14 protein-coding genes are annotated in these 21,810 nt (G+C 63.6%); 8 read left to right on the top strand and 6 right to left on the bottom strand.

The features are described 5' to 3' along the window. Positions 1–49: 49 nt before the first annotated feature. Together RQP54_RS11500 and RQP54_RS11505 are read right to left on the bottom strand one after the other, a co-directional pair. On the bottom strand, positions 50–682 hold the full coding sequence (locus RQP54_RS11500; protein WP_315678437.1) for a response regulator transcription factor: 633 nt from the start codon (positions 680–682) through the stop codon (positions 50–52). Between the two features lie 11 nt (positions 683–693). Then, the gene (locus tag RQP54_RS11505) at positions 694–3,228 is read right to left on the bottom strand and encodes a PAS domain S-box protein (RefSeq protein ID WP_315678438.1); all 2,535 of its coding nucleotides are present in this window, start codon (positions 3,226–3,228) and stop codon (positions 694–696) included. Positions 3,229–3,375: 147 nt separating this feature from the next. On the opposite strand from RQP54_RS11505, the gene aceE reads away from it, so the two are divergent. The 3 genes from aceE to lpdA are packed head-to-tail and all read left to right on the top strand — an operon-like array spanning position 3,376 to position 9,621. Next, positions 3,376–6,078 (top strand): pyruvate dehydrogenase (acetyl-transferring), homodimeric type, encoded by a 2,703-nt coding sequence (aceE, locus tag RQP54_RS11510; protein WP_315678439.1) that lies wholly within the window; start codon positions 3,376–3,378, stop codon positions 6,076–6,078. Between the two features lie 21 nt (positions 6,079–6,099). After that, positions 6,100–7,761, top strand: a complete 1,662-nt coding sequence (gene aceF, locus RQP54_RS11515) for a dihydrolipoyllysine-residue acetyltransferase (protein WP_315678440.1) — start codon at positions 6,100–6,102, stop codon at positions 7,759–7,761. A gap of 15 nt (positions 7,762–7,776) precedes the next feature. After that, the gene (gene lpdA / locus RQP54_RS11520) at positions 7,777–9,621 is read left to right on the top strand and encodes a dihydrolipoyl dehydrogenase (RefSeq protein ID WP_315678441.1); all 1,845 of its coding nucleotides are present in this window, start codon (positions 7,777–7,779) and stop codon (positions 9,619–9,621) included. A 131-nt stretch (positions 9,622–9,752) separates the two neighbouring features. On the opposite strand, the gene RQP54_RS11525 is transcribed toward lpdA, so the two are convergent. Continuing rightward, positions 9,753–10,880, bottom strand: coding sequence for an HD-GYP domain-containing protein (locus RQP54_RS11525; RefSeq protein ID WP_315678442.1), 1,128 nt, complete (start codon positions 10,878–10,880; stop codon positions 9,753–9,755). A 337-nt stretch (positions 10,881–11,217) separates the two neighbouring features. On the opposite strand from RQP54_RS11525, the gene RQP54_RS11530 reads away from it, so the two are divergent. From RQP54_RS11530 to RQP54_RS11545, 4 genes are all read left to right on the top strand, one after another. After that, positions 11,218–11,718 (top strand): bacteriohemerythrin, encoded by a 501-nt coding sequence (locus tag RQP54_RS11530; protein ID WP_315678443.1) that lies wholly within the window; start codon positions 11,218–11,220, stop codon positions 11,716–11,718. Positions 11,719–11,791: 73 nt separating this feature from the next. After that, complete coding sequence (locus RQP54_RS11535; protein WP_315678444.1) at positions 11,792–12,760, top strand: LysR family transcriptional regulator; 969 nt, start codon at positions 11,792–11,794, stop codon at positions 12,758–12,760. 151 nt (positions 12,761–12,911) lie between these two features. Further along, on the top strand, positions 12,912–14,714 hold the full coding sequence (locus tag RQP54_RS11540) for an acyl-CoA dehydrogenase (protein ID WP_315678446.1): 1,803 nt from the start codon (positions 12,912–12,914) through the stop codon (positions 14,712–14,714). After that, positions 14,711–16,186 carry a DUF1254 domain-containing protein gene (locus RQP54_RS11545; protein ID WP_315678447.1) on the top strand — a complete coding sequence of 492 codons (1,476 nt, stop codon included), beginning with the start codon at positions 14,711–14,713 and terminating at the stop codon, positions 16,184–16,186. Before RQP54_RS11540 ends, RQP54_RS11545 begins: the two co-directional genes overlap by 4 nt. 201 nt (positions 16,187–16,387) lie before the next feature. On the opposite strand, the gene RQP54_RS11550 is transcribed toward RQP54_RS11545, so the two are convergent. From RQP54_RS11550 to RQP54_RS11560, 3 genes are read right to left on the bottom strand one after another with little or no spacing between them, the layout of a single operon-like run. Next, complete coding sequence (locus tag RQP54_RS11550; protein WP_315678448.1) at positions 16,388–18,322, bottom strand: DUF3604 domain-containing protein; 1,935 nt, start codon at positions 18,320–18,322, stop codon at positions 16,388–16,390. Positions 18,323–18,361: 39 nt separating this feature from the next. After that, a complete protein-coding gene (locus RQP54_RS11555) occupies positions 18,362–19,381 on the bottom strand; it encodes a HupE/UreJ family protein (RefSeq protein ID WP_315678450.1) in 1,020 nt (339 codons plus the stop codon). Then, positions 19,378–20,238, bottom strand: coding sequence for a peptidylprolyl isomerase (locus RQP54_RS11560; RefSeq protein WP_315678451.1), 861 nt, complete (start codon positions 20,236–20,238; stop codon positions 19,378–19,380). Before RQP54_RS11560 ends, RQP54_RS11555 begins: the two co-directional genes overlap by 4 nt. A 146-nt stretch (positions 20,239–20,384) precedes the next feature. Between RQP54_RS11560 and RQP54_RS11565 the strand changes: the two genes are divergently transcribed. After that, positions 20,385–21,809, top strand: a complete 1,425-nt coding sequence (locus tag RQP54_RS11565) for a circularly permuted type 2 ATP-grasp protein (protein ID WP_315678452.1) — start codon at positions 20,385–20,387, stop codon at positions 21,807–21,809. The last annotated feature ends 1 nt before the right edge of the window (position 21,810 follow it).

Here is a 21,810-nt window from a genome sequence, read left to right on the forward strand (position 1 = left end):
CCGCAGGTCAATGGCAGCGGGCGTGGGTAGCTATGAAAACGGAAGCGTCTTAGCTGGTGGCCTTTTGTGGCACTTGGCCCAGCGCAATCTTGAGCAGGTCGGCCACGGTATTGGCGCCGAGCTTTTCCATGATGTTGGCGCGGTGCGCCTCCACCGTCTTGATGCTGATGGCCAGGTCGTCGGCAATCTGCTTGTTCAGGCGACCGGCCACGATGCGTTCCAGCACCTGCGATTCGCGCATGGTGAGTTTGGACAGCAGGGCGTCGCGGCTGGCCGCTTCCTGGGTTTCGGCGAAGGATTCGCGTGCCAGTTCCAGCATGCGCTCCACCAGGGCAGCGATCTGGTCTTCATTGAAGGGCTTCTGGATGAAATCGACCGCGCCTTTCTTCATGGTGGAAACGGCCATCGGAACATCGCCGTGACCGGTGATGAAGGTGATGGGCAGTGGCGAGCGCATGTCGATGAGTCGGGTCTGGAGCTCCAGACCGGTCATGCCCGCCATGCGGATGTCGACGATCAGGCAGGCCACTTCGCGCGCGTCATAGCGGCTCAGGAAGGATTCGGCAGAGTCGAAGCAGCGCACCCGGTAGTCGCGGCCCTCCAGCAGCCACTGCAGCGAATCGCGCACGGCTTCGTCGTCATCCACTACGTAAACGGTTCCTTTTTTGGGGATCAGGCTCATGGGGTTGAAAGCTAGCGGTTGGTTGTGGTGTCGACGGCGGCAGGTGCGGCCTGCTCGGACATGGGAATCCAGAACGAGAAGCGGCAGCCCACGACTTCGTCGCCATTGTAGAGGTTCTGCGCACTCATCCGACCCATGTGCGATTCGACAATGGAGCGGCACAAGGACAGGCCAATGCCCATGCCTTCGGGCTTCGTGGAATAGAAGGCTTCATACAGGCGCGCCTCAACTTCCGGCGACAGCCCCTTGCCGGTGTCCTGCACTGAAAACTCGACCACGGGCTGGTCGTCCAGGCGACGCGGTACCACCCGCAGTTCTACGATGCGCTGCGGTGTCTGTCGCAGCGCTTCATCGATGGCCTGGGCGGCATTGCGCAGCAGGTTCACCAGTACCTGCTCGATCAGGATCGGGTCGACCATCAGCGGAGGAATGCGCGAGGCCACGTAGTGGTTGAGGCGCACGTTGAATTTGCGCAGCTCGATTTCGGCCAGTTCCACAGCCTCGGCCACCATGGTGTTGACGTCGGACAGCGTGCGGTTGGGCTCGCTGCGCTTCACGAAGGCGCGGATGCGCTGGATGATCTGTCCGGCCCGATGGGCCTGCTTGGCGGTCTTCTCCAGGGCACTGAGCAGGTCGGGTTCGGTGATGTTTCCTGCCTTGATGCGGGACAGCATGCCGTTGCAGTAGTTGTTGATGGCGGTCAGTGGCTGGTTCAGCTCGTGGGCCACGCTGGACGCCATTTCACCCATGGTGATGAGGCGGCTGGCCGTCTGGGCCCGCTCGGCCTGGGTTGCAGCCTGCTCCTCGGCCAGGCGCTGGCTGGTGATGTCGCTTGCGATCACCATCTGGGCCAGGCGCCCGTCAACCCAGCTCAGGTACCGTGTACGCACTTCGAGCCACTTGTCGAGTGCCGGGATGTACAGCTCCGAGCGTTCGGTTTCGGTATCGGGCAGGGCGGAGATGGGCAAGCCCGCAAAGGCGTCCACGTCGTCATCGGCGTCGTCGTTGGGGCTGCTTTGCGGCATGCCGGCCTGGGCGATGAGCTGCAGGTGCCCGTTGGCGCTGGTGCCGAACCACTGGCGGTAGAGCTTGTTCGCGAACAGGACTTCCTCGCTGCCCAGCGGCGCCACGGAAATGGATGCATCCAGGGCTTCGAGCACCGTGGTGAAGCGCTGGTGCGATTCACTGAGCTGTTCCCGCACCCGGTTAGGCTCGGTGATGTCGGTCATGGAGGTCATCCAGCCGGTCTGGGTGCCCATGGAGTCGATCAGCGGGCTGGTGTACAGGCGTGCCTCAAACACAGTGCCGTCGCGGCGCTTCACACGCATCTGGAAGCCGCCCAGCGCGGTGATGCCGCTGAGCTCTTCCGCCATCCGCTGCTGCAACATTTCCCGGTCGCTTTCGGGCCAGTAGGGGAACGGGGCCGTACGTCCCACCAGGTCCGCTTCGGACCAACCGGTCATCTGGCAGAACGCCGCATTCACGTAGGTGATGCGGCCCTGCAGGTCCATCGCGCGCATGCCGGTGAGTATGGAGTTTTCCATGGCGCGACGGAAGTTGGTTTCCGACATCAGGGCCTGTTGTGCCTGGAGACGGCGACGCGTGTGGCGCCAGTTGGCGATCAGCATCCAGGCGGTCATGATGCTCAATGCGGTGACGAGCCAGAACAAGCCGCTGCCGATGACGCCGAGCGATGCCCGGTAGGCCTGGGCGCGGATCTTCAGGCCCGGCCCGACGGGCGAGACATCCATGGTGTGCTCGTTGGGCGGGGTGGCCCACGGCAGCCAGGGGCTGATCAGCTTCTTGTTCGGGACCACGCTACCGGCCAGCAGGGCGCCGTTGCTGTCCAGCAGCGAAACCGCATAGCGCGCGGTGACCTCGGAGGGCACGCCATAGCGATAGAGCGCATCGACCGAATACTCGGCCAGCAGCACGCCTGCAAAGCGCGCCCGGTCGCTCAGGGGGACGTGCATCTGCAGCAATGGCGGATCGTTGGTGGTCCAGATGCGCTGCAGGTAGGTGACCTGGTTGCTTTCGCGTGCCTGCAGGAAGCCCGCTTCGGTGTCGCCGCGCTGCGACAGCGGTGTGCTGGCCGTGAGTTGGAACGCCGCCAGACTCGCCGTTCCGAGACTGGCACGGACCCGGCGCCGTTCGTCCACCCAAGCCACGCCCTGCAGTTCGGGGTACTGGTTGATCATGGCTTCTGCGCGCACCTTGAATTCTGTGGGGTCGAGTTCACGGTTGGCGATTTCGCGGGCCACGCGCATGAATTGCTCCTGGCGCTCCAGTAGACGCAGTCGAAGCCGCTGCTGGGTGTATTCCACATCCCGCTGCACGGCCTCGTGCTCGCGCTCGATCTCTTCGATGCGCAGGTACCCCAGGGCCGCCACGATGGCGCTGAAGAACAGCAATACCGCGGCCAATGGGGCCAGCATGGCGAAGCGATCCTGACGGTAGGGCGTGAGGCGCTTCCACCAGCGCCTCGCCTTGCTGACGGTAGGGATGCCCAGTTGGTCGGGCAATTCTTTCAAGGGGGGCAAAGGCATGGCGCTGAGTGTAGGAGAGGCGTTCCCGACAAAACCGTCTCAAATATCACAATACGAAATCATATAGCGCATGTTGAAAAAATGAGAAAGTTATGAGAAACTAGAGCTGTCGTACTAAATTCGCGCAATACCCAAAAGGAGATACGCATGTCCGCTCAAGCTGCACCGCAAGGTGTGAACGCCCTCTACGATTCCCAGGAAACCCAGGAATGGCTGGACGCCTTGAGCGCCGTCATCGAGGCAGAAGGGCCTGACCGCGCCCACGCCCTGTTGGAGGAATTGCTCGAACATGCGCGCCAGAACAGCATCGACATGCCGTTCTCGGCCAACACCGGCTATGTGAATACCATTGAGCCGGACCAGGAAGCCCACTGCCCGGGCAACATCCAAATCGAGAAGCGCCTGCGCGCCTACATGCGCTGGAACGCCATGGCCATGGTGGTGCGCGCCAACCGCCTCAACCCCGCCGACGGTGGTGACTTGGGTGGCCACATCGGCTCCTTCGCCTCGGTGGCCAGCATGTTCGGTGCCGGCTTCAACCACTTCTGGCACGCTGAAAGCGAAAACCACGGCGGTGACTGCCTCTACATCCAGGGCCACAGCGCCCCCGGCATCTACGCCCGCGCTTACTTGGAAGGACGTCTGACTGAAGCGCAACTCGACAGCTTCCGCCAGGAAGTGGACGGCAAGGGCCTGCCGAGCTACCCGCACCCCAAGCTGATGCCCGAGTTCTGGCAGTTCCCTACCGTGTCCATGGGGCTGGGGCCCTTGATGGCCATCTACCAGGCCCGTTTCCTCAAGTACCTGCATGCCCGCGGCATTGCCAATACCGAGAACCGCAAGGTCTGGGCCTTCATGGGCGATGGCGAGATGGACGAGCCCGAATCCCTGGGCGCCATCGGCCTGGCCGCCCGTGAAGGGCTGGATAACCTGATCTTTGTGGTGAACTGCAACCTGCAGCGCCTGGACGGCCCGGTGCGCGGCAACGGCAAGATCATCCAGGAGCTCGAAGGCGAGTTCCGTGGTTCCGGCTGGAACGTCATCAAGCTGATCTGGGGCAAGGGCTGGGACGAACTGCTGGCGCGCGACAAGAGCGGCAAATTGAAGCAGCTCATGATGGAAACCCTGGATGGCGACTACCAGGCCATGAAAGCCAACGACGGTGCCTTTGTGCGCAAGAACTTCTTTGGCAAGTACCCCGAAACGCTCAAGCTGGTCGAGCACATGACTGACGAAGAGGTGTTCGAACTGCGCCGCGGCGGCCACCAGCCCGAGAAGGTGTACGCAGCCTTCCATGCCGCCCACAACACGAAAACCGGTCAGCCCACCGTGCTGCTGGTCAAGACAGTCAAGGGCTATGGCATGGGCAAGGCCGGTGAAGGCAAGAATACCGTGCACCAGACAAAGAAGCTCAGCGACGAGGACATCAAGTACATCCGCGACCGCTTCGGCATCCCCATTCCCGACAGCCAGCTGGCCGACATTCCCTACTACAAGCCGGCCGACGACACGCCGGAAATGCGCTACCTGCACGAGCGCCGCAAGGCGCTGGGCGGCTATTTGCCGCACCGTCGCGTCAAGGCCGACGAGCATTTCACCGTGCCGGCACTGGAAACCTTCAAGGCCGTGCTGGAGCCCACGGCGGAAGGCCGCGAGATCAGTACCACCCAGGCCTACGTGCGCTTTTTGACGCAGCTGCTGCGCGACCAAGCCCTGGGCCCGCGCGTGGTACCCATCCTGGTGGACGAGGCCCGCACCTTCGGCATGGAAGGCCTGTTCCGCCAGATCGGCATCTACAACCCCAAGGGCCAGATGTACACCCCGGTGGACAAGGACCAGGTGATGTACTACCGCGAAGACAAGGCCGGCCAGATCCTGCAGGAAGGCATCAACGAAGCCGGTGGCATGGCCAGCTGGATTGCGGCGGCCACCAGCTACAGCACCAGCAACCGCATCATGGTGCCGTTCTTCGTCTACTACTCGATGTTCGGCTTCCAGCGCATCGGTGACCTGGCCTGGGCGGCCGGTGACATGCAGGCCCGCGGCTTCCTGCTGGGCGGTACCTCGGGGCGTACCACGCTCAACGGCGAGGGCCTGCAGCACGAGGACGGGCACAGCCACATCCTGGCCGGCACCATTCCGAACTGCGTGAGCTACGACCCGACGTTCGCGCACGAAGTGGGCGTCATCATCCACCACGGCTTGAAGCGCATGGTGGAGCGCCAGGAAAACGTCTTCTACTACCTGACCCTGCTGAACGAGAACTACGCCATGCCGGGCCTGACCGCCGGCACCGAAGAGCAGATCATCAAGGGCATGTACCTGTGCAAGGAAGGGCCCAAGATGACGCCGCGCGTGCAGCTGCTGGGCTCGGGCTCGATCCTGCGCGAAAGCCTGGCCGCACAGGAACTGCTGGCGCTGGACTGGGGCGTGGCGGCCAATGTGTGGAGCTGCCCAAGCTTCAATGAACTGGCCCGCGACGGCCAGGACTGCGAACGCTGGAACCTGCTGCACCCCGAGGCCGCGCCGCGTGTGCCTTTCGTGGCGCAGCAGCTCGACAAGCACACCGGCCCCGTGGTGTGCTCCACCGACTACATGAAGAACTACGGCGAGCAGATCCGCGCCTTCATTCCCAAGGGCCGTACCTACAAGGTGCTGGGCACCGACGGCTTCGGCCGCAGCGACTTCCGCTCCAAGCTGCGCGAGCACTTCGAGATCAACCGCCACTACATCGTGGTGGCCGCGCTCAAGGCCCTGGCCGAAGAAGGCAGCGTGCCGCTGGCCAAGGTGAGCGAGGCCATTGCCAAGTACGGTATCAAGACCGAAGCCATCAACCCCCTGTACGCCTGACACGGATCGGAGTAACCCAACATGGCAACTATTGAAATCAAGGTTCCCGACATTGGCGACTTCGACGAGGTCGCGGTGATTGAGCTGCTGGTCAAGCCCGGCGACACCGTCAAGGCCGAGCAAAGCCTTATCACCGTGGAGAGCGATAAGGCCTCCATGGAAATTCCTTCCAGCCACGCCGGCGTCGTCAAGGCCTTGCAGGTGAAGCTGGGCGACAAGGTGAAGGAAGGCTCCGTGGTGCTGCTGCTGGACTCAGCCGATGCTGCTGCAGCTGCACCCGCAGCGCCCGCCTCTGTGCCGAATCCGGCTCCAGCCCTCGTAGAAAGTGCGCAAGCAGCTCCTGTTTCTGTAGCGACTGCAGCCTCGTCCGGTCCCGTGAATGTCACCGTGCCCGACATTGGTGACTTCAAGGACGTGGCCGTCATCGAGCTGCTGGTGAAGGTGGGCGACACCGTCAAGGCCGAGCAGAGCCTGATCACCGTGGAAAGCGACAAGGCCTCCATGGAGATTCCCTCCAGCCATGCTGGCGTGGTGAAGGAAATCAAGGTCAAGGTGGGCGACACCGTGAACCAGGGCGACTTGGTGCTGGTGCTCGAAGGCGCGGCCGGTGGTGCCGCCGCTGCGCCTGCCGCCAGCGCACCGGCAGCGGCCGCCGCGGCAGCGCCAGCGGTCGCAGCCCCGGCTGCAACGCCCGCGGTAGCCGCTGCCGCTGTGCCCGCCCACAACCCCACGGCCCTGGCCGTGAAAGTGCCCCATGCCAGCCCCTCGGTGCGCAAGTTCGCCCGCGAGCTCGGCGTGCCGTTGGCCGAGGTGAAGGGCTCCGGCCCCAAAGGCCGCATCACCCAGGCCGACGTGCAGGCCTTCACCAAGGCGGTGATGGGCGGCGCGGTGCAGACCGCCGCCATTGCCGCGGCCGCCAAGGCCGCACCGGCGGCTGGCGATGGTGCAGCACTGGGCCTCATTCCCTGGCCCAAGGTGGACTTCGCCAAGTTCGGCCCCATCGAGCTAAAGGAACTGGGCCGCATCAAGAAGATCAGCGGTGCCAACCTGCTGCGCAACGCCATCATGATTCCGGCCGTCACCAACCACGACGATGCCGACATCACCGACCTGGAAGCCTTCCGCGTTGCCACCAACAAGGAAAACGAGAAGTCGGGCATCAAGGTCACGATGCTGGCCTTCTTGATCAAGGCCTGCGTGGCCGCGCTCAAGAAGTACCCCGAGTTCAACAGCAGCCTCGACGGCGACGCCTTGGTCTACAAGAACTACTGGCACATCGGCTTCGCGGCCGACACGCCCAACGGCCTGATGGTGCCGGTGATCAAGGATGCCGACAAGAAAGGCATCTTCCAGATCAGCCAGGAAATGTCGGAACTGGCCAAGAAGGCGCGTGAAGGCAAGCTCAGCCCCGCCGAAATGTCGGGTGCCACCTTCACCATCTCCAGCCTGGGCGGCATTGGCGGGCGCTACTTCACGCCCATCATCAACGCGCCCGAAGTGGCCATCCTCGGGGTGTGCAAGAGCACCATGGAGCCGGTGTGGGACGGCAAGGCCTTCCAGCCGCGCCTGATGCTCCCGCTGTCGCTGACCTGGGACCACCGCGTGATCGACGGCGCCGCTGCCGCACGCTTCAACGTCTACCTGGCGCAGATCCTGGGCGACTTCCGCCGGGTGATGCTGTAAACCGAAGGAACCAACATGGCGATCGTAGAAATCAAGGTTCCCGACATTGGCGACTTCGACGAAGTGGCCGTGATCGAGTTGCTGGTCAAGGTGGGTGACACCATCAAGGCCGAGCAAAGCCTCATTACCGTGGAGAGCGACAAGGCTTCCATGGAAATTCCGTCCAGCCAGGGCGGGGTGGTCAAGGAGCTGAAAGTCAAGCTTGGCGACAAGGTGAAAGAAGGCTCGGTGGTGGTGCTGCTGGAAGCGGCCGGTGCAGCTGATTCTGTGCCAAATGTGGCTCCAGCCCCCGCAAAAACTGCGCAGGCAGCTCCTGTTTCCGTAGCGCCTGCGGCGGCCCCGGTGGCGGCCAGCTTTGGCGAAAGTTTCAAAGGTGTTGCCGACCTGGAGTGCGACGTGCTGGTGCTGGGCGGCGGCCCCGGTGGCTACTCGGCCGCTTTCCGAGCCGCTGACCTCGGCCTCAAGGTCGTTGTCGTCGAACGCTACAGCACCCTCGGTGGTGTGTGTCTGAACGTAGGCTGCATCCCGTCGAAGGCGCTGCTGCACGTGGCCGCCGTCATGGACGAAGTGCGCCACATGGCCGACGTGGGCGTGGACTTTGGCGCCCCCGTTGTCAACATCGACAAGCTGCGCGGCCACAAGGAAAAAGTCATCGGCAAGCTCACCGGCGGCCTGGCCGCCATGGCCAAGATGCGCAAGGTGACTTTCCTGCGCGGCTACGGCGCCTTTGTGGGGCCCAACCACCTGGAAGTGGAAGAAACCACCGGCAGCGGGCAGGACAAGACCGGTACCAAGAAGGTCGTGGCGTTCAAGAATGCCATCATCGCTGCGGGCAGCCAGGCTGTGCGCCTGCCCTTCATGCCCGACGATCCGCGTGTGGTGGACAGCACTGGTGCCTTGGCGCTCAAGGAAGTTCCCAAGCGCATGCTCATCCTGGGCGGCGGCATCATCGGCCTAGAAATGGGCACCGTCTACAGCACGCTGGGCGCACGCCTGGACGTGGTGGAAATGATGGACGGCCTGATGCAGGGCGCCGACCGCGATCTGGTCAAGATCTGGCAGAAGATGAACGCCCACCGTTTCGACAACATCATGCTCAAGACCAAGACGGTCGGGGCCAAGGCTACGCCCGAAGGCATCGAGGTCACGTTCGCTCCGGCGGAAGAGGGCGGCACCGCCCCCGCACCACAGGTGTATGACCTGGTGCTGCAGGCCGTGGGCCGCACGCCCAATGGCAAGAAGATCGCCGCCGACAAGGCCGGTGTGGCCGTCACGGACCGCGGCTTCATCAACGTCGACATCCAGATGCGCACCAACGTGCCCCACATCTTCGCCATCGGTGACATCGTGGGCCAGCCCATGCTGGCGCACAAGGCGGTGCACGAAGCGCATGTGGCCGCCGAGGTGATTGCCGGTGAACTCAAGGGCGACAAGGAACTGGCCAGTGCCGCCTTCAACGCCCGCGTGATTCCCAGCGTGGCCTACACCGACCCCGAAGTGGCTTGGGTCGGTCTGACCGAAGACCAGGCCAAGGCCCAGGGCATCAAGGTTAAGAAGGGCCTGTTCCCCTGGACGGCCTCCGGCCGCGCCATTGCCAACGGCCGTGACGAGGGCGTCACCAAACTACTGTTTGATGACTCTCCGGAAGCCCACGGCCACGGCAAGATCCTGGGCGGCTGCATGGTGGGCACCCATGCGGGCGACATGATCGGTGAGATTGCGCTGGCCATCGAGATGGGGGCCGACGCGGTGGACATCGGCAAGACCATCCACCCGCACCCCACGCTGGGCGAGAGCATCGGCATGGCGGCGGAAGTGGCGCACGGCAGCTGTACGGACGTGCCGCCTGCGCGCAAGTAAGACACACACCAGGGGGGGGGCGAGCACGCCCCCCAGCACCATGGCCCACGCGGCAGTCACCGCTTTGTGATGGTGTGTCGTGCCGTCATCGGCCCGGTGTGCCGGTCGCGCAATGTCCGTCAGCGGACCAATCAGGCTGCCGACATGGCAGCAAAGCCATACAGGCGCTCCGGAGCCAGGTTCTTGAGCAGGTTCTTGTCGTGTACGCTTTCCACGATGGAGAGCGCTGGCGTATCGGTATTGCGGCGCACGGTCTTGGTCATCGGGCGTGCGTGGGCGTCCGTGAGTACCGCCACGATCGGGGCACGGGGATTGTCTGTGCGTTGGACCACCACGCCGACCTCACCGGAGGCGAGCTTGACGCAATCGCCGGGTGGGTAGATGCCAAATTCCTTGATCAACGCCGTGGCCACCGCGCTGCCATTCTGTTCGCGATAGAGCAGGCCAATCGCTTCCTTGGGCGGGATCGCCGGGTGCAGCGTGCGGGGGCTGATGCGTCCCACGAACACGTCGGCCACCCGCAGCAAGGCCGCCATTTCCGATATGTCGGTGCAACCGGTGGGGTAGCCACTGCCGTCGGCGCGTTCATGGTGCTGTTCTACGGCCTGCAACCATTCAGGGTCCGTGATGCCGTGGGAACGCAGCTGTTCCAAGGCCTGCTGCGGGTGGGCCGTGAGCATGGCACGCTGCCTGTCGCGCACCGGGTAGTCCTGTGCAGCCATTTGTCCTTGCAGGTCAAGAATGCCCATGTTCATCGTCAGCGCCGCTTGCACCACGCTCAGAACTCGGCTGGGCGGCCATTGCAGGTGGCGGGTAATCAGTAGGCAAACAGTGGCGGTGTACACCGCGTGGGTATAGCCATAGAAAAAGTTCTGGGCGTGATCCTGGCGCACGATCCGGTAAATGCCGTATTCGGGATTGACGTCGAACGTGGCAATGAGGTGCTGTGCAAAGGCCAGCATCCGCGTCGGGAAGTCCGGTTCTTTCAGTTCATCGGTGAGCAGGCGTTTGAGGGCGTCGGTGGTTTGATCCCATACCTCATAGACGCTATTCACGGCAGCCAAGGACTTGCGCGGATCTCTGCCGGAGATCAGCGTCTTGCTGGCGGCGGCTTCTGCAATGGCGGCCCGGACTTCTTCTTCGTCGACAAAGGCACCGCGTTCCAGCAACTCGTCGAGCTGGGCTTCCTCCAGGATGATGTGGCCCTTGGACAGCAACAGCACGCGATTTTCATCGCGCACGTTCCATGGAAGTTTCATCCCCAGGCGAACCTGTGAGCGCGGAAGTCGGAGCAATTTCACACGAGGGACCCCCAAAGTGCGATGACGTTACCGTTCCCCTGCGTACCAGTGTAGTGCAAACACTACGCTATTCATAGCGTTCCGTTCCGCCCCCATTGCATACGAGGCGACTTCGATCAGTTGGGGCGAGACGCGGATTTTTCGGGTTGGCTGTTGGCGGTACGGTGCTGCATGACTGCCACTTAATCTGGATCAATGATGTGGGCAGACTTTGCGCTAGCGCAAAGTCGTTTGCTCGGGTTTACCCTATGCTGCGCCGCAGCGTAGTGTTCAACCTCATGCATAGGAGTGTCTCATGGCAGTGGTAGCGGAAACAAGAAAATCCCCGTTCGTCATTGAATGGCGCGATGGTTTCAAGATTGGCTTAGCCCAGGTCGACATGGAGCATCGCCACCTTTTCAGTCTGGTGCGTGCGCTCAACCTCGATTCGGTAGACCAGACGGTGGAGGAGTTGCTCGAGTACGTCGTAACGCACTTCACCAATGAGCAGGAAATGATGGAGCGCAGCGGCTACCCGGCCTTTGAGCAGCACCTCAAGTTGCATGAGGAGTTTGCCTCGCAAGTGGCGGACTTCTTGGGTAGCGGCTCCGCCTGGGACGAAGAGCGTGTGCAGGAACTGCGGCGCTTCCTGAACAAGTGGCTGATCGGCCACATCATGACCCACGATCTGCGGTTTGGTAAGTGGTACAGCAGCCAGCAGGCACATCTCACCCAACTCGCGCCCTCGGCTGCTGTTGCCAAGCCGGCGAACCCATCGGGCTTCCTGGCCCGGCTGTTTGGTAGCCGGACAAGCTGATCGGCGTTTGGGGGCGGCGTGGTGGATGGTATCGTCGGGTCTGATCCATCCACACCTCCATGGTCCGAACAAGATGCCCCGGCGCCCGACCCACACCCCGCAGTCCGGCTCGAACTACGCCTTTGATCCGCGCCTGGACCTGAACCTGTTCAGGGTGCTGGACGCGATCTACACCCATGACGGCATTTCGGGTGCGGCGCGTGTGCTGCACCTGACCCAACCCGCCATCAGCCACGCCCTGCGCAGGTTGCGGGAGGTGTTCAACGACCCCCTGTTCGTGCGCAGCGGCAACCGCATGGTGCCCACAGACCTCACCCGCAGCGTCATGGCCGACATCCGCGGGCATCTGCAGGGCTTGTTCGGTTCCATCCACGCCGCAGGGGACTTCGAACCGGCGGCGTTGCAGACGGAGTTCCGCATTGCGCTGCGCGATGTGGCCGAGGCCACGGCCCTGCCGGTGCTCATGGGGCGGCTGCACCAGGTGGCGCCTGACGTTCGCGTCGTGTGCCGCGAGGTTGCACGGGAAAATTTTGAACGGGAGCTGGCCAATGGCGGCCTCGATTTCGTCATGGACCGGCGCTTTGCCGCCTCGCCCGACTTGCGCTGCGTGCACATGGGGCACGAGCAGGTCGCCATCGTGGCGGCGACCGAGCGGTTTCCGCAACAGCAACAGCGTATCGGGTCGAAAGAGTACCTGCGCGCGCGGCACGCGGTGGTGACGCACCTGGAGGGGCGCGACCCGATCGACAGCATCCTGGCAGAGAGCGGGGCGAGTCGCCATGTGGTGTTGCGTTGTGCCCACTACCTCTCGGCTTGCCGGGTGGTGGCACAGAGCGACCTGTTGCTGACCATGCCACGCCGTTACGCGGAAGAATTGGCCGCCCTGATGCCCTTGCGCGTGTTCGACACCCCCATTCCGATTGCGCCGATCCAGGTCTACCTGTATTGGCATCGGGTGCGCGATGACGACCGTGTGCACCGCTGGATGCGGGATGAAATGTTTGCCTTGTCCGAAAACGGACGCGCGCTGGCCAAAGCCTGACTGGTGACAACGCTGGCGCCTGCCGTATCGGCAGGCACTCGCCGGAATGCCTCAATGGTCATTCATGTGATTCATGGCGTTCCATGAGCAGACTTCATTTGTCTGCATGGATCCCTGGTTCTAGGATGGGCCCATCACCATGGGAACCGCTATGAACGACTACATCGCCCCCTTAGACCACCTCCGGTTCGCGCTGGAACATGTCGCTGACTTCTCCCGCCTGACCCAGGTTCCCGGTTTTGAAGTGTGGAATGCGGACACCACCCGCCGATGGCTCGCTAGTGCCGGGCGCTTCTTTGCCGACGTATGGGCACCCACCAACCAGCCCGCCGACCGCGCGGGGGCGTTCCTGGAACAAGGCAGGGTGGTGGTCTATCCGCCCTTTGCCGACGTCTATCGGCAGACCATGGAGGGTGGCTGGAACGTGTTGCCGCGCCACCCTTCGCCGCAGGAGCCCGGCATCCCCTGGATGGTCCATGCAGTGGGCATTGAACTGATGGCCTCCAGCAATGGCAGCTTTTCGATGCTCACCGGCCTGATCGCGGGTGCAATCGAATTGCTGGAGCTGCACGCTTCGCCCGAACAGCAGGCACAGTATGTACCCAAGCTGCGCAGTGGCGAATGGGCTGGGGCCATGGATCTCAGCGAGCCCGAAGCCGGGTCGGACCTGGGCGCGCTGCGCACCAAGGCGGTCTTGCAGGCAGATGGCAGTTACCGTCTGTTCGGAAGCAAACGCTTCATCAGCTGGGCCGATCACGACCTGACCCCCAACATCGTCCACCTGGTGCTTGCCCGTACGCCCAATGCCCCCGCCGGAACCGCTGGCATCAGCTGCTTCATCGTGCCCAAGTTCCTGCCCGATGCCCAGGGTAGCCCGGGCGTTCGCAACGACATCCATTGCGCCAAGGTGGAACGGAACATGGGCTTTCGAGCCAGCCCCACCTGCATGATGCAGTTGGGCGACGCCGGTGGGGCCGTGGGGTATCTCATCGGCAAGGAAGGGGATGGCATGCGCATCATGTTCACCATGATGAACAGCAATCGGCTCGCTACGGCACTGGGCGCCATGGGCATCGCAGAGCGCGCCTACCAGGCGGCCTGTGCCTACACCCGGCTGCGCGTGCAAGGCGTGCCGCCAGGCGCGGCACGCGGAGCACCCATCGTGCACCATCCGGACGTGCGCCGCATGCTCATGACCATGCGCTGCCACATCGATGGCATGCGCGCCCTGTGCTACTTCCTGGCAGGTTGCTTCGACATGGCCAGTCATGCCCCGAGCCCGTCCGAGCGGCAGCACTACCAGGCGTTGGCAGACTTGCTGACCCCGGTGGCCAAGTCCTGGTGCACCGAGGTGGGTAGCGAAGTGACCTCCCTGGCCATCCAGCTCCATGGTGGCAGTGGCTTCGTGGAGGACACTGGTGTAGCCCAGCATTACCGTGACATCCGCATCATGTCCATTTTCGAGGGCACCAATGGCATCCAGGCACAAGACCTGGTTGCGCGGAAGTTGGCACGCAACGATGCCGAACCGGTGCGCCAGCTGCTGGAGCGGCTCAGCGCGCAGGCGGCAGCGGCGCAGCAAAGTGGTGATGTTCTGTCTGCATCGGGGAGGGCGCTTGCGCACGCGACCGATTGCCTGCGCACCGCTACGGATTGGATGCTGGCGCAGAGTCAAGGCACCTCACGCGACGCCATTTCCGGCGCTTGCGCGTACCAACGCCTCTTTGGCGCCGTGGTGGTTGCCTCGTTGCTGCTGCGTGGTGCACAGTCTGCAGGGGAATTGCTCAATGGATCGGACTCTGACAAGCCCGGATACAACCCGCGGTTCTTGCAGGCACGAACTGCGAGCGCTGGATTTTTTGCGGAACAGGTTCTCCCACTTTTCGTGGCATGGGCGTCTCCTGCAATGGCAGGGTGTGACACGCTGTTTTCGACCCCCGAGGAGTGGCTATGACTGGTTCGCGCAAGGCGCACCGCGCCCATGGGATCCTTGCACACCGCCGGGCGATTCTCGCAACGTTGCTCGTGGTTCTTGCGGTGATTGCCGGTGGCTACCTTGGAATTCAAGCCTACAAGAACTACCGATTGCAGCAGAACTTCGGGCCGTTGCCGGACGACCTCGCTGAGGCGGATGCATTTTCCATCGGCTACCAGCTCTACATCATGGGCGTGGTCTATGCGCGCTCACAGGTCCTGATGGAGAAGGACACCGATCGACGTTCGCCGCTGCATGCGCCACTCAATACCTTCAACGTCTATCCCCGGTTGGCCGAACCCGGTTCTGCAATCGACTTCACGCCCAACAATGACACCGTGTACGGACTGGCCTGGCTCGACCTGCGCCAGGGACCGGTGCTGGTGACGGTTCCCCCCTTGTTAGACCGCTACTGGACCATCCAGGCGACGGATTGGGCGCTCAACACCTTTTCGTATATCGGTAGCCGGGTCAAGAGCAAACCCGGTGTCTATGCCTATGTTCCGCCGGGGTGGCACGGCGCGCTACCCAAAGGGGTTCCCGCCATCGAAGCGAGCACGACGGGGGTGTTTCTCCAGGCACGCATGGTGGTGCAGCCGGAGGTGCCGGAAGACGTGGCCAAGGTGGTTGCGGAACTCAAGCGCCTGAGGCTGCAACCACTCAACGACAAGGCGCATTACCCCGAACCGGGCGAAGAGGGGCCGCCAGGAAACGGCCGTGTATCCGACCCTGTGTGGCAATCGCTGGACGCGTACTCCATCATGAACCGCGCCTGGGCGTTTGGGGGCGTGCGGGAGCAGGATCGTGAGGTCCTGGGCATGGGTAAACGTCTGAACATTGGTCCGGGCCTGCGTTTTGATCCTGGCGCATTGACAGAAGCGCAGCGTCGCGGCCTGCGCAAGGCGGTGGAAACCGGATACCGCCGCGTGCTGGCCAGTGATCGCGATCTGCGCACGCTGCGCAATGGCTGGGTCATGGGCACGCCGGTTGGACGCTACGGGGAAAACCGCCTGTTGGCCTCCACCATCAGCATGGTGGGGTATGGCGGCAATGCGCCCGAGGAAGCGGTGTACCTGCCGACGTTCATCGACAGTGATAGCAACCCGCTCAGCGGCTCCCACAGATATCGGCTGCATTTCGATGCACAAAGCCTCCCCCCTGTGGATGCATTTTGGTCCGTAACCGTCTACAGCCTGCCAGACAACCAGCTCAAGGAGAATCCGATCGGACGCTATGCGATTGGAGACCGAACACCCGGTCTGCAGCACGACGCCGATGGGGGCCTCACGATCTACCTCCAGCAGGGGCGCCCGGCTGAGGCTTTGGCCAGCAACTGGTTACCTACAGGGCAGGGGGCGTTCTGGGTCATCCTGCGCATGTACCAGCCACAGGCGGACGTGCTCAGCGGTCGATACGTTCCCCCCGCCGTGGTCCGTTCCAAAGGCGTCTGAGAGCGGGGGCGTATTCGGATGCCCTCCCGCAGGGGGATTGCTCTGGCAATGTTGCCCCGGCAACGGAAATTTGAGATTTCGTTGCGGCGGGCAATGGGGAGCACCCGATTCGATGTCACGAGTGCTGGGGTGCGCGACAAAGGCACGCTGGAAAGAAAAACCGGCTGCCTGTGCAGCCCGTACCATTGAATCATGCCAATGTCAGTGCGGTGTGTACCAGATCGGTGAAGTCCAGGCGCGCTCGCGAACGGTGGCCGCGATGCCTTCGGGGAGCGGGATGCCCAAGGCCAGTGCGTCGCGCTGGCTGAAGCGGCAGACCGGGTTTTCCAGCACACGCAAGTAGTAGAAGGCCGAAACGCCGGGGCGGAAGTCGGGGTCGGTCCAGGTAGTGGCGAGCTCGGGAGCGCCCCTGTCCTGCGAGATGCTGCAGTCCTTTAGGTTCACCGTGGCGCCGTTGTCTGGGCAGCGGTGCGTTTTGGGGTCCGGGCGCAGGCCATTGGAGCAGGCAACGTCGTAGACCTGCTCCCTGGTGGTGTCGCCTTCGACCCAGCCCTTGACCACCTGAAGCTTCTGCAGCGGGGCCGAGTGGGCGTCGCGCGTGGCCCAGGCCACGAATCGCGGTGACTTGCCAGCCGGTGCTGCCTGAAGGTCCCCACCCATGGGGACACCGCGGGCATAGCCCACCGTGACCAGGTCCGCTTGCTGGTGCAGATTGGCGGGCAGGTCATAGCCAGCAAAGAAACGGGCCCGGATACGGGTGCCACTGGTGCCCCAGGACTCGCGCCGCTTCAGGCCGTCCCAGATACTTTCCCGGGTGTTCTGTTCGGCCCAGACGCCGGTCAGTCCGCCGGGGTTGATGCCGCCGGGACGCAGCCCCAGTGATTTGGATACCAGCGTCTGTTTGATGCCCAAGCGCAGCTCGGGGGAGGCATCATTGGGTGCGGCGTGTCCTTGGAAGGTCGTTTCATCCGTATCACCAGGCAGACCATTGTGGTTGTCGGTGCCCCCGACGAAGCCGAACTTGTAGGGGTTGAAGCCCAGCGTCCTTTCTGCGGCGAGTCCGCGCTTGAGTACGTTGCGCACCATGTCGTTTTCCGACACGCACTGTGGCGCATGTATGCCTGTTTTCGGATCGATGGCGGCTTCTGCCGCGGAGCAGGCCGGGAAGAGGTTTTCAAACGCGCACTCTTCATCGGTGCTGCCCACACCGACCATGCATTCGGAACTGCCCTTGGCCTGAAACACTTCAACGAGGCGCTCGTACTTGGCCCGCAGTTGCAGGCTTTCCCTCGTCACTGGGGAGGCATTCGAATTCGTGTCGCCGAACATCAGTCCCCAGGAGAAGTTGGGGTTGTGGGGTATCGCCATGGCCTGGCAAGTGCCGGTGCACTGGGTGTCGAGCCAGCGCATCAGGTCTTCGACAAACCCGTCAATGGAGCCGAACACCCCCGGAGGGACATTGGCGCCGCGGAAGATGACGTTGCGATGGAGCATGCCCCCACGGGCCAGGGTGGGGCTGTATTCGAAGCCGATGAAGGTGGTGAACTTGCCCGGCTGGTAATGCTCGTTGGCGGCGTTCTGGTTGTCTTCCCAGACGCTGCGTGCAGCGCGGATGCAATCGGCACCCTTGTCGCCGCAGGTATTGGGGTGGTAGGTGGCGCCCTGTGCGCCGCTCTGGGTTGCAAACTTGAACAAGCGTGGAAACATCAGCAGGATGCGGTAGCGCACACCGATGCAGTCCATGGTCCAGTACACACCACTGCCGGGGGTGTGGCACTGCGACAGCAGGCCCATGCCCTCGGCGTGGTCGGTCACGGCCGCAAAATCCAGTGGCTGGTCGATGCGACGCTGTAGCCCTGTGTTGCCCAGGGGCACGGTTTCGCCCTTGGCAAAGCGGTAGGCATCGCGCGGCCCCAACTCATTACCGAAGACCTTGGCGTCGAGCGAGTAGCTGGTGTGGGAGTGCAGTTCACCAAAGTAGGCGTTGCGCAAGGGGTTGGGTGCGGGAGCCTCGGAACTGTCCGGTGCCAGGGATTTCGAGGCAGACAGCACCAGGTCGGGTGCCCGCTGCGCAAAGACGAGAAACCCCGCCACGCCCAGCACGGCGATACCCAGCAAGGCGGCCAACCATTTCAAGAGTTTCCTGATCATTCCTTGTCTCGCTTGTAGTCGTTCTCAACTTCCCAGGCCCAGAACCGGAACCAAGCGCTGTAGGAACCAGAACCCGGCTATGGAACCCACGGCGTAGACCGGCAGGATAGTGGCAGCGCGCCGGTGGACTTGTCCCAAACGAGACGCCAGGCGCAGTAAAGGCCAGCACAGCAGAATGAAGAGCACTTGGCCTGCTTCCACCCCCAGATTGAACAGCAGCAGGGCGGGCGCGATGGCCTCCTGCGGTAGCCCGACCTCGCTCAAGGCACCGGCAAACCCGAACCCATGCAACAGGCCAAACGCGAACGCCACCAGCCAATAGCGCGTGGCCTCGCCGGGCGCAGAGGGGCCGGCGTGGCGATGCCGTTGGGCGATTTCACGCGCGAGGAACAGGATGGAGAGCGCGATCAGGGCTTCGATCGGGGGCTGCGGCACATGGATCCACTGCAGCGCCGCCAGTGCCAGTGTGAGGCTGTGTGCCAGCGTGAAGGCGGTGATGGTCTTGAGCAGGGGCCAGTAGCCAGGAACCAGCAGCATCAGGCACAGCACAAAGAGCAGATGGTCCGTGCCGCTGAGTATGTGTTCCACCCCCAGACCGAAGTAGGCGCTTGTCGCCAGGGCGGGGTGTTCTGTTTCTGCAAAGCTCACCCCAGGCGCTTTGGCGCGGGCAATGCGTGTTTCGCTGTGGCCGCTGACCCATTGCGCTCGCACCAGCACGTCGATGCCGGCCAGCTCCAGACCATCGAAGGCCAGCGGCTCGGCGTAGGGAAAAGAGTCGCCGCAGCGCACAGTCCATTTCCACAGGCGCGCGCCGGGTGCCTGGTACTGCGTGGTTGCCCCCGTGCGTATGCAACTGGCGGGCAGCAGGGGCCTTACCTCCAGCGGCGCGCCCTGTACCTCGGGAACACGCCAGGCCAGGTTCCACAGCCCGGGTGCCTGCTCGCGCAGGATCATCGAAGCCGGAAGTGCTTCGTGCGCCGCCACGCCATGCGCCAGGCCGAACCACAGCAGGACGCACCCCAGCCAGTGCAAGGCTCGCGTCATGGCTGGGGGCGCACAGAAGTGGAGACGGGGGCCTCCATGGCAGTGGGGAGCGTCACGCGGTACTTTGCCAGCGCGGCTTGGTAGGCGTCTTCGCGGGCGCGGGCAATGCGCTGGTTCAGCAGGTCGGCGGCCACGGTGTCGTGCACACTGTTGAGCGGGGCAGGTCGGGCTTCGTGGCGTTCCAGCAGACGCACCAGGTGAACGCCGTGCGGCGAAGCCAGGGGCTCAGACCATTGCTGCAGGGGCAGGTTCCATACTGCTTCTGCAAAGGACTCTCCGTAGTCGCGAGCCAGGGTTGTGCGATCCTGGGCCACTGGGGCCCCCGCCAACATGAAGCGCTCGCCCTTCACATCGCTGCCCCTGCGCAGGGCCTGCACCGCTGCAGAAGCGCGTTGTAGGGCGGTGGGGCCGGAGAAGTAGCGTTGTTCCATGACTACGCGTGCCGGTGTCTGGTAGTTCGAGGGGTGGGCCTGGTACCACGCCTGGATGTCTGCTTCGTCGGGAGTACGTACGTCCTGCTGCGCCAGAAACTCCATCTTCTGCGCCAGGCGTCGGCGCACCACGGTGTCGTCGCGGTCCAGGCCCAGTGCCAGGGCCTCGCGAACCAGGACCTCCTCGCGCAGCAACGCGTCCACCAGCCCCTGCATCTGCTGGGCATCGGGCTCGCGGCCCCATTGGGTCGTGGCGTCGGTGCGAAGGCGCGCCATCTCGGCCTCGCCGATCACGATGTCTTGCTCGCGTCCGGACTGGGGGTGGGTCCAGGCGTAAGCCCCAAAGATCACCAGGCCCAAGGCCAGAAAGTGGGTGAGGGGGTCTGCAGCAATGCGCCGCAGCAGGGGGAGGAGGCGGTGTGGCATGGCAGCCGATGCTAAGGGAGCGGGGGATATCCGGTAGTCGCCTGTGCGAAAGCGGGCCGATGACGTGTGGGTGCCACGTTGACGCCTGCACCAAAAAAGTCGGCACGTGACTTGCTTGACTGGTGCAGGCAACTCTGGCGTGCACCATGAAAAACATCTTCGACGAAATGCATGCCCCAAATGGGGGCACCCGCGCACACTACGCACCGTTTCAAGACTGGCTGTCGCTGATGCCTCCCTCACACATCGCGCAGAAGCGATCCGAGGCCGACTCTGCGTTCCACCGCTATGGCATCACGTTCGCGGTCTATGGCGAGGATGCGGGCAAGGAGCGCCTCATTCCGTTCGACATCGTTCCGCGCATCATTCCAGCTTCGGAGTGGGCCCTGCTCGAACGCGGCCTGTGCCAACGGGTCAATGCGCTCAACGCCTTCATCCACGACATCTACGGTGCCCAGCGCATCGTCAACGCCGGTCTGGTGCCGGCTGAGCAGGTGTTCTGCAATGCCCAGTACCGCCCCGAGATGCAGGGCGTGGCGGTGCGCAACGACATCTATGCCCACATCGCGGGCATCGACATCGTGCGGGCCAGCTTGCCGGGCCAGGAAGCGGCCTATTACGTACTGGAAGACAACCTGCGGGTGCCCTCGGGCGTGAGCTACATGCTGGAAGACCGCCGCATGATGATGCGGCTGTTTCCGGAACTGTTTGGGCGCTACAAGGTGCGCCCGGTAGACCATTACCCGGACCTGCTGCTCGACACCTTGCGCCAGGCGGCGCCCGCCGGGGTGGACGACCCGACCGTGGTGGTGCTCACGCCCGGCGCCTACAACAGTGCCTATTTCGAACACGCGTTCCTGGCCCAGCAGCTCGGGGTGGAGCTGGTGGAGGGCAAGGACATGTTCGTCCACGATGAGACGCTGTTCATGCGTACCACTCAGGGCCCGCGCCGTGTCGACGTGGTCTACCGCCGCATCGATGACGACTTTCTCGACCCGTTGGCCTTCCGGTCCGACTCGGCGCTCGGCGTGGCCGGGCTGCTCTCGGTGTACCGCGCAGGGCGCGTGACGCTGGCCAACGCCATCGGCACCGGGGTGGCTGACGACAAGTCCATCTACCCGTACGTACCGGACATGATCCGCTTCTACCTGAGCGAGGAGCCGATCCTCTCCAACGTGCCGACCTACCAGTGCCGCAAGCCCGACGAGCTGAGCTACGTGCTGGCGAACATGGAGCAGCTGGTGGTCAAGGAGACGCACGGGGCCGGTGGCTACGGCATGCTGGTGGGCCCGGCCTCGACCCAGGCCGAAATCAGCGCCTTTCGCGAGCGGGTCAAGGCGAACCCGGACAAGTACATCGCCCAGCCCACGCTGGCCCTGTCGGCCTGTCCGACCTTTGTCGAGTCCGGCATTGCCCCGCGGCACATCGACCTGCGCCCCTTCGTGCTGTCGGGGCGTGAGGTCCGCATGGCGCCAGGGGGCCTGACCCGTGTGGCCCTGAAGGCAGGCTCCCTGGTGGTGAACTCATCGCAGGGTGGCGGTACCAAAGATACCTGGGTTCTGGAGGAATAAG

Origin of the sequence: Curvibacter sp. APW13, assembly GCF_032337135.1 — a bacterium.
GTDB lineage: Bacteria > Pseudomonadota > Gammaproteobacteria > Burkholderiales > Burkholderiaceae_C > Allorhodoferax.